This is a genomic window from Paenibacillus uliginis N3/975, assembly GCF_900177425.1.
Lineage (GTDB): Bacteria > Bacillota > Bacilli > Paenibacillales > Paenibacillaceae > Paenibacillus_AQ > Paenibacillus_AQ uliginis.
This window is the reverse complement of the sequence record NZ_LT840184.1, coordinates 2,749,335-2,767,327: the sequence shown is the minus strand read 5'-3', so window position 1 is coordinate 2,767,327 and position 17,993 is coordinate 2,749,335. Positions and strand designations below refer to the sequence as shown.

Sequence of the window (17,993 nt, the reverse complement as noted above, 5' to 3'; positions counted from 1 at the left end):
CTTTCGATTCATTGCTTCCTCCATTGTACATATGCTGTTTTAAATATAGCAGATCAGAACGCAAGGATAACATTCCCGTCATCGAAAAAACTTTTTTTTCGCATGTGATACGGATCTGTATCTAAGCACAAAGTACAGTTTGACCATAAAATATACGTCAGTAGATAAAGAAAAGCCACTCATGCCAATTGAATTGATGGTTTATTCGATTTAATTAATGGTTTTCTTTGGAAGCCATTGCAATTGCTTTGGTTTCATGAACTGTACCATATGGATGCTCTGGCGGCGCATAGATAACGTAAATTTTAAGTGGTTTATTACCCGTATTGGTTAGATTGTGCCATTTTCCCGCAGGTATCATAATTGCATAGTCATCATAGGCTTTTTCCTCAAAAGTTAATTTATCTTTGCTATCACCCATTTGAACAAGTCCTTGACCTTCTTCAATACGTATGAATTGATCAGTTGTCGGATGAACTTCTAAACCGATGTCATCTCCAACATTGATACTCATCACGGTCACTTGAAAATTACTACCTGTCCATAAAGCGGTACGGTAAGTATTGTTTTGCTCAGTAACCTCCTCAATATTAACTACAAATGGTTTTGATCCATAATCTTTTAATACTTCCTCATTCAAAGAACCCAATCGTGTAGCATTTTCTTTTTCACCAGTAGAAACATGTAAAAATACATTTTGAACTAGTGGGTATTGAGTAAGTAAACAATTCTTTCGATATTCTTCATAACCCTCTACTCCTGCTTCATGAGCCTTTTTTAAACCTTCTCCATAACTATGAAAAGTCACTTTATCGATTTGGTACATAGGCTGTCTTCCAGTAAGTGTGATATAAAGATTAGTAAATTGATTTAAATGAACTTTTTTGTATTCTAAGGCATGAAGAATGTTATTTTTATGCTTTTGGTTTGGCGCCACATTGGCTAGTCGACTATAAAGATCCATGCCTGAAGTTTCTCTTTTTATTCCAGCAAGTATAGCTTCAAATACTTGTTGATGATTTCTTGACATATAGTCTGAGTGATACATTGGTGTGTTAACATTAGCGTAATAAGGATAGAAGTACGTATTAGGAACATAATACATTTTTGTCATTCCCTCCACCATAGGTTTATAAACACATCATATGCCTATGTTTAGAGAACGTACTTCAATTTATTATCTTAATCCCAGGCCGTAACAATATCCTCTTTCCGTTCTTTCAGCAGCTCTTCCTTATCATCCCGATAAAAGAGATTATACGTATCAAACGGAATCATCCGGCCGTCTGGATGGACAATATGGACACAGGATTTTTTGACTGAGCGAACATCAAAATTGTAGGCATCCATAAATTGCATAATGATAACCCGAAATACATTATTATAGGTAATCTGCTCCGACACGGCGGCCAAAGGAAGACAGCACAGCAGACTTTTCAGTGAAAGTGCCGAAGACTGCGGCGAATGGCCTGTGGACAACAGCTCGAACATTTTGCCCCGGATCACCGAGTCTTGCTCGAATACGATGGTATTGCTGTCTCCCTCCAGCAAAATTTCAGGGTCGATCATCCTCGTCAGGGGTAACACCTCCCCGCCCAACTTCAGCGCATAGCCCATGGCTAGACAATCCGGGTGACAAGGCACCGGCAAAATGTCCGCGTCCTGAAAAACTTCGGATTGTTCGATAATCATCCGCCGTACTTCGCTTACCGTCAGCCGGTCGGTGGCTGGGTCATACCCTTCCAGCCGGCCAGCGGCCTGAATCGGCTGAATGGTAACGCCGCGCACGGCTTTCTGCTGCAGTCCGTAATTGATGATGTCGCCGATCTCTCCGTCATTAAGTCCCTTTTTCAGCGTAACGACCAGCGTGGTGGATATGTTGAATTCATTCAGATGATCAATGGCCTGCTGGCGAATACGGCGGAGATCGGCACCTCTCAGATCTTTTAGGACATGTGCTTCAAAGCTGTCGAACTGCAAATAGATTTCAAATCCGGGCATATACTCCGAAAGCCGCCGCGCGAATTCCCGGTCCTGGGCAATGCGGATACCGTTGGTGTTCACCATAATATGCTTGATTGGCCGGCTTTTGCACATATCCAGAATTTCAAAAAAATCCGGATGCGTAGTCGGCTCGCCGCCGCTGATCTGCACGATATCCGGCTCCCCTTCGTTCTCCACAATCCGATTGAGCATAAATTCAATCTGTGCAAGTGACCTGTAAGAGGTACGGTGCGGCGAGGATTCCGCGAAGCATATCGGACACTGCAAATTGCAGTGGTCCGTTATTTCCAGCAGTGTGAGGCAGCTGTGTTGCTCATGATCCGGACAAAGTCCGCAATCGTACGGACAGCCGTAACGAATCGGCGTATTCCAGACCAACGGCATTTCGGAAGGCTTGATAAACCGCCGCGTCTGGTGGTAGTAATCGACCTCTGTGGAGATCAGCACTTTTTCCGGACCGTGAACGAGGCATCTTTTGACCATATAGATTTTACCATTCTCCTCAATAATTTTCGCTTCAACTTTGCGGTAACATATAGTGCAAATGCTGTTCGTCAATTCATGATACAGATAAGGCCGGTTTGGCATAAAAATAACGCTCCTTTATCAGCTTGAAATTTGAGAACCCGGGATAGACGGGCCTATTCTGTTCCTGCCGCCAATGAGCCACGCATAATAGATTAGGCCGAATATACAGGCCAGCTGAATATTGTTAAGGCCAAAGTACGGATGCAGCGTAGGTTTGATCCATTCAATTACAAGGCGGAAAAATAGGTAACCGGCCATAAACCATTGAAACATCGTGCCAGACACATATCCCTCACGAGTAGACTTGCCGCGGCTGTGGCGGTACAGCGGTATTAACAGTAGAGCGAGTATGATCAGAAACAAGATTTCATAGAGCTGGGTGGGATGGCGATAAATTCCGTCGCCGAAATCCACAGCGGTGATCCAGGTTGTTGGCGTGCCATAGGTGTGGTCATCCAATCCTGTCAGAAAGCAGCCGATCCGACCCAGACCCAGGCCAAGAATCAGCGGGTACACAAAATCATCGCCGGTAGATTGCTTCCATCCGACCCATCGCTTCGTCAGTTCTACCCCGATCAGCCCTCCTAAAAGACCGCCGACAATCGTTTTTCCGCCCCATAACAGGTGGAATTGACTTAGCTGCTCCCAGGTTGCGGCCGGATCCTCAAGCCAAAACAGCAGCTTGGCGCCAATGGCTGCTCCCGCAATAATGCCGGCCAGAATCTGCAGGCTCATCAATTTGGACATACCGCTCGGGCGTCGGGTCCATAAATACACTCGAAAGCCGATAAAATAAGCCAGCGATTCAAATAGCACATGCGGATGAATCCGCCAGGAACCCAAGTTTAAATATACAGGAAATTCCATCTGCAACTCCTTGTCGTTTTAACTTTAATACGAAAAAAGCATTGCTCCGCAAATCGTTATCAGAAGCAGCGCAAGCCCGCCAAGGATGGCAAGCAAGGAAACGACAACCGTCCATAACGTGCTTCTTTGTTGTACGGGCATTGATGATCCGTAACTCATTTCACCGCAACGATACCGGCAGCGTCCTGTTTCCTGGTCATGACATTGTTCACAAACGGGCTTCCCGCAGCGCCTGCACTGGGCAACTGCCGGTTCATCGGAATGATTCATGCAGCGGTAGACTTCCATCTTCCCACCTCACTTTACATTTAATACATATAATTTTCATTGTAAACGTTGTCGTGGCTTTAGGCTACAGTTTCGTTATTTTGCGAAAATAGATAAGCTAGCCACAACCACCACCCATCTGTAAAAGGCCCGGAGTTTTCTCCGAACACTCTTGTCTCGAAGAGCAGATTCATAAGCTTGGCTCCGCATCACAAAGCGAGACTTCTACCTGGGGTAGCTTCAGGAAAATGCGAATTTACAACGTTAAGGAAATCCATATGTATAAAAAAAGCCTAATTTCTCGTTTACAACACCGAGAAATTAGACTTTAGTTAATTTAATAACTGTTATTCTGGTTATCTGTAGATCCAGTGCAGGATGCGCTGATCCGATAATCATATTAGGTGCAAAATTCACACGGATTTCTCATCCGGTTTAATCCAATACACCACAATGGTTGTCACCAATTAAGATATGCTCGTCTCTTATGATCTCAATACCATCGCCAATGATGCGTCGGAACATGTTCACGGGATGCGACCTTTTCTCTCCTTTTTATTTTGGATGGGGAGTCAAGACCTCTTCTTGTGTGGATCCCTTTCCATGAACAACTGCAGAGTAGTTCTCCAAGTCGTAAATCAAAGATATTTCGGAGAATTCGTTGTGGTTGTCCTCCTGAAGCTGGAACGATGCTATAACCTCGAAAGTTGGTTTGTTGAAGTTAAAAAGACTGGGCAAGACGGAATCCAAGGTCGTCTATGCAAAATGACGGATGGCTACGACGACGACACGAAGCCCCACAACCCCTTGCCTCCTCAGCCCAGCTACCTCCTCGAAAAATTCGGTAGGAGCCGTACACTTGTTCATCATATAAATCAAAGCACCACTCCCAAACATTCCCTAACATATCATACAGAACCCATGCATTCGGTTCCTTTCTTCCTACTTCATGGATTTTGCCTCCTGAATTTTCATTATACCAGGCAATCTTATCAAGCTCTCCGTATCTATAACCAGTGGTTCCTGTTCCAAGAAATATTCACAGCCGGTTTTAGATCTCCGTCAAAAGAATTAGGAGATTTATTTGTAATTGCATAGTATAGACTCGTAGTTACAGGATACCGTGCAAGAAGAAACGGTCTTATTTCAGCTTTCCATTTGCTTTTTATTCTATCGTCTCTTAATTCTATTTCTCCCCCTTGAATTTTCACCATTGGATAGCCAATGTAACTCTTTATTTCATTTGACACTCTATCTTCCTCCTATTAAATCTGGCATTCTCCTGTGGTTCGTTTTTTGTTCGAATGCAAATGCAATACGAATTAATGTCGGTTCACTAAATGCCGTTCCTGCAAATGTAATCCCGAATGCTCTTCCATTATCTTGGAATCCAGCAGGTACTGCTATGGATGGATAACCCGCTCTAGCACATATATCAGCTCCGACATAAGAAGGAAACAGGATTGTATCTAATCCATACTTTTGTAATGCATGATCTATACCCATATTTTGCGAATAATATAAATCAGTAATAGACTCTAGAATGTATTTCTGATTCTTTAATGGATTATCTAGTTGTAATTGATATTTCAATGAATCTTGTCCATATTTCAAAGCCTTCTCAGTATTCTGCTCGTTCCATTCAATCAACTCCTTTAATGAATGAATAGGAAATTGAGCCGGGAGGCTTTGCAAATAATTTTCAATAGAATGCTTAAATTCAAAGTTCTTTTTCTTATATTCCCACTCTCTATAGAAAGATGGGATTTCTATATCTTCTATTACATTGGCTCCAGAATCTTTAAGTTTAGCCACAGCATCATTAAATAATCTTTCATCATACTCGCCAATATCACGATATTTCTCAGGTGGTACATTCCTAAAAATGCCTATGGTTGCGTTACTTAATCCGTTTTTATCCAAAAATGCTGTATAGTCCATATTAGAATGTTCATTCTTCCAAGTAGCGGGGTCACTTTCATCTTTTCCCGTAAGAGCACCTAATAAGATCGCTGCATCTGTCACAGTCCTTGCCATAGGTCCAGCTGTATCCTGAGAGTTGCTCCACGGAATGATTCCTGATCGACTTATTAAACCTACGGTTGGCTTGATACCAACAATAGCGTTCTGTACAGCTGGGCTTAAAATAGAGGCAGATGTCTCTGTTCCAACTGCGATTGTAGCAAAATTTGCTGCAACGGATGCCCCTGATCCTGTACTAGAACCACCAGGAAAATAATCCCCATATGGATTTTTCGTTTGTCCACCTATTGAACTATATCCAGCCCACATTTTTGATGATGACATCCCATTTGCCCATTCTGTCAAATTTGTTTTTCCTAAAATAATTGCACCTGCGTTCCTTAATTTTTGGACAAGGAAGGCATCTCTTGAGCTTACATGGTTTTCCAAAGCTAATGCACCCGCATTTGTATGCATTTTATCATTTGTTTCAATATTTCCTTTCAATAATACGGGGACACCATGTAGAGGGCTTCTTGCTCCTAGTAATTTTCTTTCTTGGTCTAATGCTTCTGCAATAAAAATCGCATCTGGATTTATTTCCATAATAGAGTTTATCATTGGTCCACTCTGGTCAAACGTTGCGATACGATACATGTAATACATTACAAGTTCCCTTGAGGTAACTTCCCCCTTATTCATGGCATCCTGTAATTCAAATATCGTTGCTTCTTCGCTATTTAATTTTTTCAATCCAAAATTATGTTCCATGGTGAGCTCCTACTTTCGATTTTGGGTCTTTTATTTATTTCATTCTTGTGAATCCTATGGTCTTTATTATAGAAGTGATATATTTTTAAAAATATATAAAAAACAATTACTAAGCGTTTAGAACATAAAAAAGGCTTGCGGGCTTAACCCGACAAACCTTTTGATTTATTTCTTTTTTGAGTACACAATTTTTTTGATACTATCATGGGAAAGACTGAACAGTTCTGAGAGCTGATCAATCGTTGATCCCTCATTGAATTTTTGGCGAATCTGGCCGTTTCTAAGGATCAGGTAATTTCTGTTCCCTGATTTTTCACCCCATTTTTTGCGAGACCCTTCTGAGTTGGGGATATAGACCATTCGACCTTGCACATATTTCTGTACTTCCTTTAGCAAATCTTCTGGCAAAATAGCTTCAGCATTTGTATATTTCAAAGTAGATATACTCCTTAAAATAGATTCTAATTTTAAGGGAGCAAAATCTATACTATAAACTATTTTCACCTTACAGGTCAGAATGAAAACATGCGGTTACTTCATTAAGCTCCATACAAAAATCCGCCATGGTTATAATATAGACTTTGCATGGAGCTTGACATTTGCGACACTTTTGTTCAATCCTCACCCTCCTTATCACGATTTCACGATTTATGATAACTGATTACTTAATAACTAAATATTCTATAGTACTCACGTTAACTCCTTCTTAACATTAGGCTCTCGAGTCCCGTTAGTTCAGAATCGATAATGATTGATTAGGGATAAATTATATCGCCTTATTCCAGCATCGTTACAAACTGTTGGACGTTAAACTCAAATCTGTCACGAATCCACTTGACATCCGAGCGTTCAATCTCATTATGTGTAGCAAATGAAAAATCAGTTCGTTTCTGTTTAAAAGCGTATGATCCAAGCCAGTACCTATAGCAATCAGCAACGTGAATATGGGTTTTTATAATACTGCCACTCCTCAACCCTCTGATTCCTTATTTTACCACGACAATTTGAGGTAGAATATACAGTACTATTCATAATAAATCAATTTTTATTACTCGCCGGTTTCAGCGAATTTTTGGATACGCTCACCAATTTGATCACGAACACGTTGGAAAACAGCCCATTTTTCTTCATCAGTTCCTTGAGCTTTGGCTGGATCTTCAAATCCCCAATGCTCGCGGCGAACATGCGTAGGAGTCATCGGACAACGATCTGCAGCATCTCCACATAACGTTACTACCAAATCCGAATTATTTAACAACTGCGGGTCGATGATATCGGATTTTTGATTCGAAATATCAATACCAACCTCGTTCATAGCTTTGACAGCATTGGGATTTAGACCATGTGCTTCAAGACCTGCACTGTAGACATTCCAATCATCACCAAGATGTTTTTTTGCCCATCCTTCAGCCATTTGACTGCGGCAAGAGTTGCCTGTGCATAAAAAGTAAAGTGTCTTTTTTTCCATGTTCATTCTCTCCCTTAGTGTGAAATTAAAGTATAGTTAACCAAATATATAAACCTAATAGGGTTATAAATAAAGTTGGAATCGTTAATATGATCCCGGTCTTAAAATAAGTGCCCCAGCTGATTTTCACACCTTTTGTTGAAAGGACGTGGAGCCATAATAGGGTTGCCAATGAGCCAATCGGTGTTATTTTTGGACCTAAATCGGAACCAATAACATTTGCATATATTAACGCTTCTCTAATAGCTGCTGATGTATTCGTAGCATCTATTGCTAACGCATCAATCATGACCGTCGGCATATTGTTCATGATTGATGAAATAATCGCAGCAATAAAACCCATCCCCATTGTTGCTTCAAACAAACCTTGATCAGCAATAGTCTGAATGACACTTGCGAGAAGATCGGTGAGACCTGCGTTACGCAAGCCATATACTACGACATACATACCAATGGAGAAAAAGACGATAGCCCATGGGGCTCCTTTCAGTACTTCCTTCGTTTGCACAACCGGACTTCTTCTTGCCATCAGTAGGAAGAAAATCGCTATAACTCCCGCCACAATGGATACCGGTATATTGAAGGATTCACATACAAAGTAACCGATAAGCAGAACACTTAGTACGATCCATGACCAACGAAACATTTTTCGGTCTTGGATAGCTGTAGATGGTTGTTTTAGCTGTGTACCGTCAAATTGTCTTGGAATACTCTTACGGAAGAACAAATAAAGCACAAGAATACTGGCTACTAATGAGAACAAATTGGGAACAATCATTCGGCTAGCATATTCGGTAAACGAAATATCAAAGAAGTCTGCGGACACAATATTCACCAAGTTGCTGACGATAAGTGGAAGTGAAGTCGTATCCGCAATAAATCCACTAGCAATGATGAAGGGAAATACTTTCTTCTCGTCAAAATTAAGTGCCCTGACCATAGCAAGCACAATCGGTGTTAAGATCAGTGCCGCTCCGTCATTTGCAAAAAATGCAGCTACTATAGCTCCGAGCACGGATACATAGACAAACATGCGGATGCCGTTTCCTCTAGCTGCATTAGCCATATGTAGAGCAGCCCATTCAAAGAAACCGATTTTATCCAGGATCAACGAAATGATAATGATGGCGACGAAGGCTAGTGTCGCATTCCAAACAATTTGGGTGACATCCCATACATCCTGAAAGTCAACGACACCAACTAAGAGTGCTAATGCCGCACCACCGCAAGCAGACCATCCTATGGATAGATTTCTGGGTTGCCATATGACAAGAATTAATGTCACAAGAAAAATCAAACTAGCAAGTACAGCGGTAAGCAATGTACAACCCTCCAGTTATGTAGCAGTTAAAAATCCTACTCTTTTTTATGAGTTCGATAAGGTAATGCACTTTCCGGTTAATCATTATAAATTATTATATAACTATATACTTATATAATAAACAGAGATATTTCCGTTATTCCAATGCTATTTATTCTGATCAAACCGTTATTCACAAACGCAGTTAATGTCTTTGTTAAATGATGATAATATCTCTTGAGAAGTAGGCATTTCATCCAAAACCGCTTTAATATATGGCTTATCTTCTACATTTAAGGAATAATACACCCATTGACCACGTTTGCTTTCATTTACAATTCCCTGAGATTTTAATTTTCTTAAGTGTTGGCTGATTGCAGGCTGGGACATGTCAAAAATTTCAACAAACTCACAAACGCACCACTCTCTTTCCTTAAGGAGCGTCAACATGGTAAGTCTTGTTTTATCTCCAAGCAACTTTAACTTCTCGGCAATTTCTTTCAACTGCTCCAATAAAATTCATTCCTTTCATTAGTGAAATCATAATGTTAATCATATGATTTTATGCTTATACATTTATGTCTGTAAGTAATAGCCGGTTCCAGCCCCTGATGGAACCGACTTATATATACTTAACATGGTTTAACCAAACAATAAATCCAGAATCTTTTCGTCTGCCTTTCTATTCTTTCCAATATAAGGGTAGCCGTGGATATGGATCGCTGGATTAAAATTGATTTCTATAATGCTGTAATTGGTGTCCGTTGCTTCTTCCTCTATATGATCAATCATCATATCCACACCACATATGGTTGCTCCTGCAGCTTTAGCTGATTGAATGGCTAGATCCTTATAGCTATTGGGTATGTCATCGGTAAAATCGATACTGTCTCCACCTGTACTAATATTCGAGTTTTCTCTCAGATAGATAACTTCCCCTGATTGTGGTATATCGTTCCAACCCATAGAATGATTCTTCAAAAACATCTCTTCTGCTTCCCCTAACTGAATTTTCTCAAGGGGAGTTTTATATCCACGACCTCTTAGTGGGTCTTTATTTTTCTCTTTAACAAGCTGTTCGATCGTATGGACACCATCTCCCACGACATTTGCAGGAACACGATGCAGCACCCCAACCACCTCATCTCCCATAACCAGGAAGCGATATTCTTTGCCTGTCATAAATTCCTCGAGAAGTACTGTCCGATCATGTGTAAAGGCTATTTCAAACGCTTTTTTCATATCCTCTCTCGAATATTCGCGATTGAAGATCGTAATGCCCAACCCGAAATTGGTTGATTTAGGCTTGATCACAATTGGAATACCACTATACGTTTCGTAGGCGGATATCGCTTCATCCAAGCTTCTATATGCTTCCCCTGATGGGACACGAATTCCATGTCGTTTGAGAACTTCTTTCGTAACAACCTTATTTTCCATAATTAACACCGTACTGTAGGAGTCCAAGGACGTTTTCGTAGCTTGCTTCACATATTCTTCGTGCTCACCATGTGATAACAATACAAAATTCTCATCCCGATCCACCAGTTTGAACTTAATTCCCCTCTTCACTGCTGCTTTTAAGAGCAATTGGGTGGATAATTCGAGATCCTCATATCCTGCAAAACGATATCCATTCTGAATACTTTCCCCAGCGTACTTTTTTGCTTTTTCCAAATGGTAAGTCAGATAGGATGTCTTTTGAATGTCGGACTTTACCATAGATGCAGGGTTCAAATCAGAATGAAGAATCTTTTGCTTCTCACCATTCAGTATGTGTAGGTAGTCCTCAACCTTAGGGAACAACAGCTGCACCATTTCCTGCATCTCATCGATACAAGCAAGTGCCATAACCTCCATCGTGAACTGACGATCTTCATGATCGTTTAAACGTCCGCCTATGCCTTCCATGATCAATTGATCATGATTCAATTCAGCTATTCTTTGATCTTCTTCATTAAAGGGTTCATCTTTTTTAAGCAGCATAAAAAGAATAAACAAATGTATAAAATGCATCGTTTCTTTACTGATTCCTATTCTTTGAAGTGGGTTTATATCAATAAATCGAAGCTCTAAGTATGCAACTCCATCTTCCACAAGTTCCTGTAATACGTTGATGCCCTTTGCTGTTTTCATGCGAATAGGGCTGTAAAATTCCTTTACGCTCAGTAATTCATTCTTCTGAATCAACTTATTCAAATCATGAACATAGTCTTTCGTCGAATTAAAGGATACATAGTACGATTTTTCATTCCGATAGCCGCATGCACTATTCCGAAGTGAGTTCATATTGGAAACATAGTAGCTTTTATTGTCATGTGAATTCCCTAAAGCAACACATCGATCGATATACGTTTTATCAAAAACAGGACTTGCCCCTGTTAAATAAATGAGCAGCCAACGGTATCTCAACAGGTTACGAGCTACTTTAAAATAGATCGCATCTTTGAATTCTTTAAAGTCTGTGTTCCGCGCCTCTGTTTCAGATAGCTTTCTAAGAAACCCTTCATCAAACGAGAAATTATAATGAATTCCACTTAGCAATTGTCTCTTACGACCATACTTGTCCGCCAATTCGCTTCGATAGTCATCCGCTATGGGATCGTTCATTTTGGCAATTGGAATCTCCTGCTCTTCGGGCAACATAGGGGGATTACTGCTGGGCCATAAGTATTCCCCTTCCAATTCTAAAGAAACAATGTCGTGCAAAGCTTCCATGAAATGATAAGTCTCATCAATCGAGTCAAAGGCTGGGGTTATCATCTCAAGTTGACTCTCTGAGAAGTCAGTTTGAATATAAGGATTTTCCGTCTTGCTGCCAAAGGCTTTAGGATGCGGTGTCAATGCAAGTTTTCCATCTAGATCGACTCTCACATTTTCTTTTTCCAAACCGAAATGTCCTCGAAGCAGATCGTTATGTAAAGCTTTGTCTATCAAAAGTTGGATGAGTTCACGATTTAACAAATTCATGTTAATGACCTTCCTTTTTGACTTGTTATAAATGAATGGCTTGCGGAACATTTATATTGCGCAAAGATTTTCTAAACCAGAAGACCAGAATGACACCCTTAAACACACTACTCAGTGCAATCGACATCCACACCCCATTTAAACCAAACGGTTCGGATAAGATTAAAGCAAGCGGTATTCGTAACGCAGTAAATAAAATACTAAATATCGGCGGAATATGCGTCTTGCCAATGCCGTTAAATGCACCTACTGTCATCAGTTCCATACACATGAACAATTGGGAGAAACCGATAATTCGCATATAATCCGTTCCTAACTTTAAACTAGCCTCATCGGATAGGAACAGTGAAAAGAGTTGTTGTGGAAATATGATAAATACAAGTGAAATGAAAGTACCAAATATAGATGTCAGCAGCAATGCTTTGCGATAACCCTGCTGAATTCGATCCAATTGACGAGCTCCGTAATTTTGTCCAAAAAAGGCAGCAATAGCCCCTTGTAGACCACCGATGGTCATATAGGAAATAGATTCAATTTGTATCCCGACTTTTTGAACCGCAATGGCGTCAGCACCCCACCGCACAATGATCTTTGCAATGATAATCGATATAATTGTAAAGGTGACCCGTTGAATAGTTATCGGAAGCCCCATCCGGATTACTTGTTTCATGAGATGGCTATCCCAAACCGACGATTTAGACATAAATTGGGAACTTCTTGTTTGGATGATAAACAGCACGGTCACTAATACATTGGCCGTTAGAGTGGCAATCGCTGCCCCTGCAACTCCCCAACCCTCAAAACTGCCCACTCCAAATATTAAGAATGGATCGAGGATGATATTCAAAATGAGACCAACTGAAAAAATATGAAACGGCTGCTTACTATTTCCCATAGCATTCAAAATGGTTGCATATAAGGTGTTTAGGATTGAGAATACGATACCCATTATTGAAATCAATAAAAATTGCTTCGCCATCAACTCAACTTCATCACTTCCAAGATCAAAGAAACCAATAAGATGGTCCTTAGTCAATACGATAAAAACCATGTAGAGAAGCCCTAATACAACAGACATAACAAATCCGTTCTTCACATATGACCTAGCTTGTTCTACCTGACCGGCTCCCATACAATGTGAAACCTTGATCCCTGTACCGATCGTTATCATTGTCGCTAAAGCAATCGCTAAATTGATGAAGAAGCTTGCCGTGCCAATCGCCGCAACAGGACCGCTTCCTAGCCTCCCTACCCAGATCATGTCGACAAGACCATAGGTTGTAGATATGAAATTGGTTGCAATGATGGGAATCGTCAATTTCATCAAAGTAGGCATAATAGGACCTTGGGTCAAATCATTTGTGCCTTTCATGTCTAGTTACTCCTTCTTGCTTAAATGTAAAAACCGACCACAAGGGTCGGATCAAAGCGGATAAAAAATGCAGCACAGCTGTTCAGATAATAGTCCTCTGACTTCTTCGTTGTTTAGCTCATAAAAGTTCCATTTTCCAATGCGTTCCACAAGTATAAGATTTGCATCAAGTAACATTTTTAAATGATAAGACAGTTTCGACTGAGGCAGATCAAGCATGTCGGTTAATTCGCACACACAAACTTTACCTCTTTGGTTTAATTCATAAATGATTCTTAACCGATTTTTATCGGAAAGAGCTTTAAATTTCTGTTCGTACACGCTCAAGATGTCCTCTTGAATAATAGGAACCTCCATGTTGTCACCTCAACTTCCCATCAATTATTTTTGATGCGTTCATTGTAGCAAGCCATATGATACACGTCAAGCATCAGTTTTTTTTGATGCGTTCCATTCTTTCAGGAAGGGAAATGCCCAGTTCTGCAGTTTTTGCTACGCACGCATAATTGCCGGTCCCTACTGAGTTAATCGATCTGCAGCTCTGATATGGCGTACAGAACCGCAGTCCCGCTGATTTTTACCCGGTCTCCTTCCAGCCGACAGTGCAGTGTACCGCCGCGACTGGAGAGCTGTCTCGCTAACAACTCATTTTTTCCGAGGCGCCCGGCCCAGAAAGGGATAAAATTGCAGTGTGCCGAACCGCATACAGGGTCTTCATTCACATTCAATTTTGGAAAAAAGCTTCTGGACACAAAATCAAAATTCGTCCCTTTTGCTGTTACAGAAGCCCCTATTCCATCTGGCAAATTTTTAAGTTTAGAGAAGTCAGGCGTTATATTCCGCACCTGCTCTTCTCTCTCTAGCACAAACATCAAGTCTCTACTGAGATAAGTTTCTACCGGAGTCACGCCAAGGGCCTCCACCATCTCCTGAGTCAATGTAAATGGTTCAGGCATCCGGCTCGGAAAATCCATTTCATATAACTCCCCTTTTTTAAGTACAACCAGTTCCCCGCTCAATGTCTGGAAAGTAAAACGGTCGGCATCAGGTTCATAATAGTTGGCGATGATATAAGCGGTTGCCAGGGTGGCATGTCCACAAAGGTCAATTTCTTCCGCAGGCGTAAACCATCTTAACTGGTAGTGCTCTCTTTCTTTTACAGCAAACGCCGTTTCAGAAAGATTATTTTCAGCAGCGATTTTTTGCATCAGATCATTGGAAATCCATTGATCCATAATACAGATACCTGCGGGGTTCCCTTCGAATACTTGTTCCGCAAATGCATCAACTACATAATATTTCAATTGTACTCCTCCTCGAATGATCATGTTAAATCATAAATATCACTTTATCATTACAAATTGTATGTATTCAATGATAAAATTGTATGCAACACAATATTAGGAGGACCATTATGCCTGTAAATTCTTTTGAAAATTATCCGATGAGCTGGACGCCAGACAAAAAAAAGTTGGCCTCACCGATTTACCGCTCAATTGCCAGTCTACTTGAATATGATATTATCAACGGTTATCTGGCCCCTAATATACAGCTTCCACCTCAGCGTGAACTGGCAGATTATCTGGATGTTAATTTGAGTACAATCACACGTGCTTTTAAAATATGCGAGGTTAAAGGACTAATATACGCAGTTACAGGTAGGGGCACTTTTGTCACTCCAAATGTGAGAAATGCCATATTTCTTGAGGATCACGCGGAGAAATTTCACAGTATTGAAATGGGAATTATACAACCTCTAGATGAATGCAATACACAGGTTGCAGAAATCATTCGGCAGATTTCCGGTAAAGATTATTTAGAAACCCTGCTGGATTACCGGCAACCGCTCGGCATGCCATATCATAGATCAGCAGCTAGAGCATGGATGCAGCGGTTTGGAATGGACGTTGATGTGGAAAATATTGCGATCACTTCCGGGGCACAAAATGCGCTTGCTCTGACGCTAATGTCTCTTTTTCATCCTGGTGATAAAATCGCTGTGGACGTATATACGTATCCTAATTTCATTGAACTGGCGAATATATTGAATATTCAGTTAGTTCCTGTAGAAGGAGACACATCGGGCATGTTGCCGGAGAACCTTGATTCGGTATGCACAATGAACAGCGTACAAGGAATTTACCTTGTTCCGTCCTGCAATAATCCGACTGCAATTATGATGGGGACGAATCGGCGAAAAGACATCGCTGAAATCATTAACAAGCACAAATTAATCTTAATTGAAGATGACATCTATTCTTTTCTGGCACCACCAGGAGAACTGCCGGTCTCCCATTTTGTGCCAGATCGCTGTATATATATATTGAGCACATCCAAATCACTCAGTTCCGGAATGAGAGTAGCATATATTGCCTATGCAAACCAATTTATTGAAAAAATGACCTATGGGATTTTCAATGTCAATATTAAAACTTCAGCCTTGAATTCGGAAGTGATTACAGAACTGATCCATTCCAACATTGCGGATCAGATCATCCGACAGAAAAGAACGATTGCTCGGGAGCGTAATAAGCTGTACCAGAATTATTTTCGGTTCTATGACTCAGGTGAAAATCCCCTTAGTTTTTTTCGCTGGCTTCCGTTATCCAGGCAGTATAGTTTACAGGAGTTTGAACAGAGTGCTTTAAAGGCTGGAGTCCACGTGTACCACTCTCTCCGTTTTCTAACACGTAAACAAACAGAATCTCAATTCATTCGTATTTCACTGTCTTCAGTGCACGATACCGAGGAATTGAATCAGGGACTCCAGCGTCTTCAATATTTTTTGCTGAGTAGAGAACATACTAACCATCTAATAGCTCCAGAGATAACTCCAAGCTGAAAATATGCCTTTTTGCCTAGAGAAAAGGGCTGAATAACATCAGCCCCTCCTCATCAAACCGTACGTGAGGTTTTCCCGATCAGGATCATACATATCTACTCCTTCTTGTTAAGATGTTGCAAATGGTATAAGAAGAGTAGAAACACTGTAATAAATTAATAATGCCACTACGTCAGTTAAAGTTGTTACCACTGGTCCAGAAGCAATTGCAGGGTCTATATTCAGATGTTTAACGATTAAGGGGAGTATTGCTCCGGTTATTGTTCCGAACAGAACAGATATAAATAGTGCCAAACCGACGATCGTGCTAAACATCAGCGACGAATCCAATAATAGGATTGACAGCACGGTTGCGAAGACCCCACAAACGAACCCCGTCAGCACACCGATGCCCGCTTCTTTTCCAAGTAAATACCAACTGTCCTTACCTCTCACTGGGCTCACACTCATTCTTCTAATGACAACAGATAAGGATTGAATTCCGCCGTTACCCGACATTGCTAGTATTACCGGGATAAATAGTGCTAGCGTCGTAAAATGTTCCAGTGAGGCAATAAAAGGAGCCATGATTTTAGTCATCAGAAAACCCAGCACCGTAAGTCCAATAAGCCAAGGCAATCTTTGGGTTACTAATCTAAATGTACTTGAAGAAAACGACAATCCACTTTTTAACGCGGCAATATTCTGAATTCTCTGCGTCATCCGCTCTTCCAGCAAATCGAGAACATCATCAACCTTAATGATTCCAATCATGATTCCGTCTTGGTCCGTAACAGGGAGCTCATGAAGATCATACTTTTTGATCAAGTCTGCTGCGTTGGTTTGATCAGCATGATCGTGAATAGAGATGATATTCGTGTTCATGAGCATTTCCATCTTGCTGTCTGATCGGGCTCGCAATAGTTGATGTATCAATACTACACCGATCAAACGAAGGTCCTGATTGGTAACATACAGAAAATAATAATTGTCCTCGCTCGATAGACGCAACCGATTCAGTACCGCCTCAACAGTATCCGCTTTATCTACGGTTTGAAACTCCGTATGAATAAGTGCACCCGAAGAGTCTACTGGGTACTTCAAGATCCGCTCCACCTTTGTTCTAGCTTCAGGCTGCATAGCATTCAATAGTGAAGCGGCTTTACGCCGCGAAAGGGATCTTACGAAAGCCGCTGCTTCGATCGAGACCATAAAGTTCAGCATTTCCGTAACATATTTAGAGTCAAGATACGCTACTATAAGCCTTCGATCGTCCAAACTCAGTTCCTGAAATATGCCGGCAAACTCACTCGGTTTTAGAGACTTAAGAACCGTTTCGCGCTTCCTTTCATTCAGTTCTAAAAAGAATGTTGCTTGGTCTGATACATGTAGACTTAGAAAAGTTAAAATGAATTTCTGAATTTCGTTGGATGCTAGAGACACTCGAAGTCGATTCGTAATTTCATCATTCTTTCTTATGTATTTGGAATTCATAGTGATTGCTTCCTTCCTGCGAATTAACATAAAAAACCATCTTAAATCTTGCTATTATAAGCTTTCTATATAATTCACGGAATCTTCATGACATATACTTAAAGGGTCATACCGAGTCTTTAGTAACTGTTCCAGTTTCACTCGTTTGAATGATCCTATTGTTATCATC

15 protein-coding genes and 2 pseudogenes are annotated in these 17,993 nt (G+C 40.8%); 1 reads left to right on the top strand and 16 read right to left on the bottom strand.

Going from position 1 to position 17,993, the window contains the following annotated elements; all coding sequences use genetic code 11:
• Positions 1-214: 214 nt before the first annotated feature.
• From B9N86_RS13075 to B9N86_RS13005, 15 genes and pseudogenes are all read right to left on the bottom strand, one after another.
• Entirely contained in the window at positions 215-1,105 is an 891-nt protein-coding gene (locus B9N86_RS13075; protein WP_208920332.1) for a cupin domain-containing protein, read from the bottom strand.
• A gap of 77 nt (positions 1,106-1,182) precedes the next feature.
• Positions 1,183-2,592 (bottom strand): radical SAM protein, encoded by a 1,410-nt coding sequence (locus B9N86_RS13070; RefSeq protein WP_208919663.1) that lies wholly within the window; start codon positions 2,590-2,592, stop codon positions 1,183-1,185.
• A gap of 18 nt (positions 2,593-2,610) precedes the next feature.
• Positions 2,611-3,399, bottom strand: a complete 789-nt coding sequence (locus tag B9N86_RS13065) for a prolipoprotein diacylglyceryl transferase family protein (RefSeq protein ID WP_208919662.1) — start codon at positions 3,397-3,399, stop codon at positions 2,611-2,613.
• 24 nt (positions 3,400-3,423) lie between these two features.
• Positions 3,424-3,687 carry a B-box zinc finger protein gene (locus tag B9N86_RS13060; RefSeq protein WP_208919661.1) on the bottom strand — a complete coding sequence of 88 codons (264 nt, stop codon included), beginning with the start codon at positions 3,685-3,687 and terminating at the stop codon, positions 3,424-3,426.
• Between the two features lie 700 nt (positions 3,688-4,387).
• A pseudogene (locus B9N86_RS13055) lies at positions 4,388-4,880 on the bottom strand (formylglycine-generating enzyme family protein).
• 37 nt (positions 4,881-4,917) lie between these two features.
• Complete coding sequence (locus B9N86_RS13050; RefSeq protein ID WP_208919660.1) at positions 4,918-6,399, bottom strand: amidase family protein; 1,482 nt, start codon at positions 6,397-6,399, stop codon at positions 4,918-4,920.
• Between the two features lie 165 nt (positions 6,400-6,564).
• A complete protein-coding gene (locus tag B9N86_RS13045; protein ID WP_208919659.1) occupies positions 6,565-6,834 on the bottom strand; it encodes a CD3324 family protein in 270 nt (89 codons plus the stop codon).
• A gap of 356 nt (positions 6,835-7,190) precedes the next feature.
• Positions 7,191-7,367 (bottom strand): annotated as a pseudogene (locus B9N86_RS13040) (DinB family protein); the annotation flags it as partial.
• Positions 7,368-7,447: 80 nt separating this feature from the next.
• Complete coding sequence (gene arsC, locus B9N86_RS13035; protein WP_208919658.1) at positions 7,448-7,867, bottom strand: arsenate reductase (thioredoxin); 420 nt, start codon at positions 7,865-7,867, stop codon at positions 7,448-7,450.
• A 25-nt stretch (positions 7,868-7,892) separates the two neighbouring features.
• Positions 7,893-9,188: an arsenic transporter gene (locus B9N86_RS13030; RefSeq protein ID WP_208919657.1), complete on the bottom strand. Its 1,296-nt coding sequence runs from the start codon at positions 9,186-9,188 to the stop codon at positions 7,893-7,895.
• Positions 9,189-9,356: 168 nt separating this feature from the next.
• Entirely contained in the window at positions 9,357-9,680 is a 324-nt protein-coding gene (locus B9N86_RS13025; RefSeq protein ID WP_208919656.1) for an ArsR/SmtB family transcription factor, read from the bottom strand.
• Between the two features lie 129 nt (positions 9,681-9,809).
• Positions 9,810-12,137 (bottom strand): bifunctional glutamate--cysteine ligase GshA/glutathione synthetase GshB, encoded by a 2,328-nt coding sequence (gene gshAB, locus B9N86_RS13020; RefSeq protein ID WP_208919655.1) that lies wholly within the window; start codon positions 12,135-12,137, stop codon positions 9,810-9,812.
• Between the two features lie 25 nt (positions 12,138-12,162).
• Positions 12,163-13,509, bottom strand: a complete 1,347-nt coding sequence (locus B9N86_RS13015) for an MATE family efflux transporter (protein WP_208919654.1) — start codon at positions 13,507-13,509, stop codon at positions 12,163-12,165.
• 51 nt (positions 13,510-13,560) lie between these two features.
• Complete coding sequence (locus tag B9N86_RS13010) at positions 13,561-13,866, bottom strand: ArsR/SmtB family transcription factor (RefSeq protein ID WP_208919653.1); 306 nt, start codon at positions 13,864-13,866, stop codon at positions 13,561-13,563.
• Between the two features lie 167 nt (positions 13,867-14,033).
• On the bottom strand, positions 14,034-14,813 hold the full coding sequence (locus B9N86_RS13005) for a PhzF family phenazine biosynthesis protein (protein WP_208919652.1): 780 nt from the start codon (positions 14,811-14,813) through the stop codon (positions 14,034-14,036).
• A gap of 110 nt (positions 14,814-14,923) precedes the next feature.
• Between B9N86_RS13005 and B9N86_RS13000 the strand changes: the two genes are divergently transcribed.
• Positions 14,924-16,351 carry an aminotransferase-like domain-containing protein gene (locus B9N86_RS13000; protein WP_208919651.1) on the top strand — a complete coding sequence of 476 codons (1,428 nt, stop codon included), beginning with the start codon at positions 14,924-14,926 and terminating at the stop codon, positions 16,349-16,351.
• Between the two features lie 108 nt (positions 16,352-16,459).
• On the opposite strand, the gene mgtE is transcribed toward B9N86_RS13000, so the two are convergent.
• Complete coding sequence (gene mgtE, locus B9N86_RS12995; RefSeq protein ID WP_208919650.1) at positions 16,460-17,824, bottom strand: magnesium transporter; 1,365 nt, start codon at positions 17,822-17,824, stop codon at positions 16,460-16,462.
• Between the last annotated feature and the right edge of the window lie 169 nt (positions 17,825-17,993).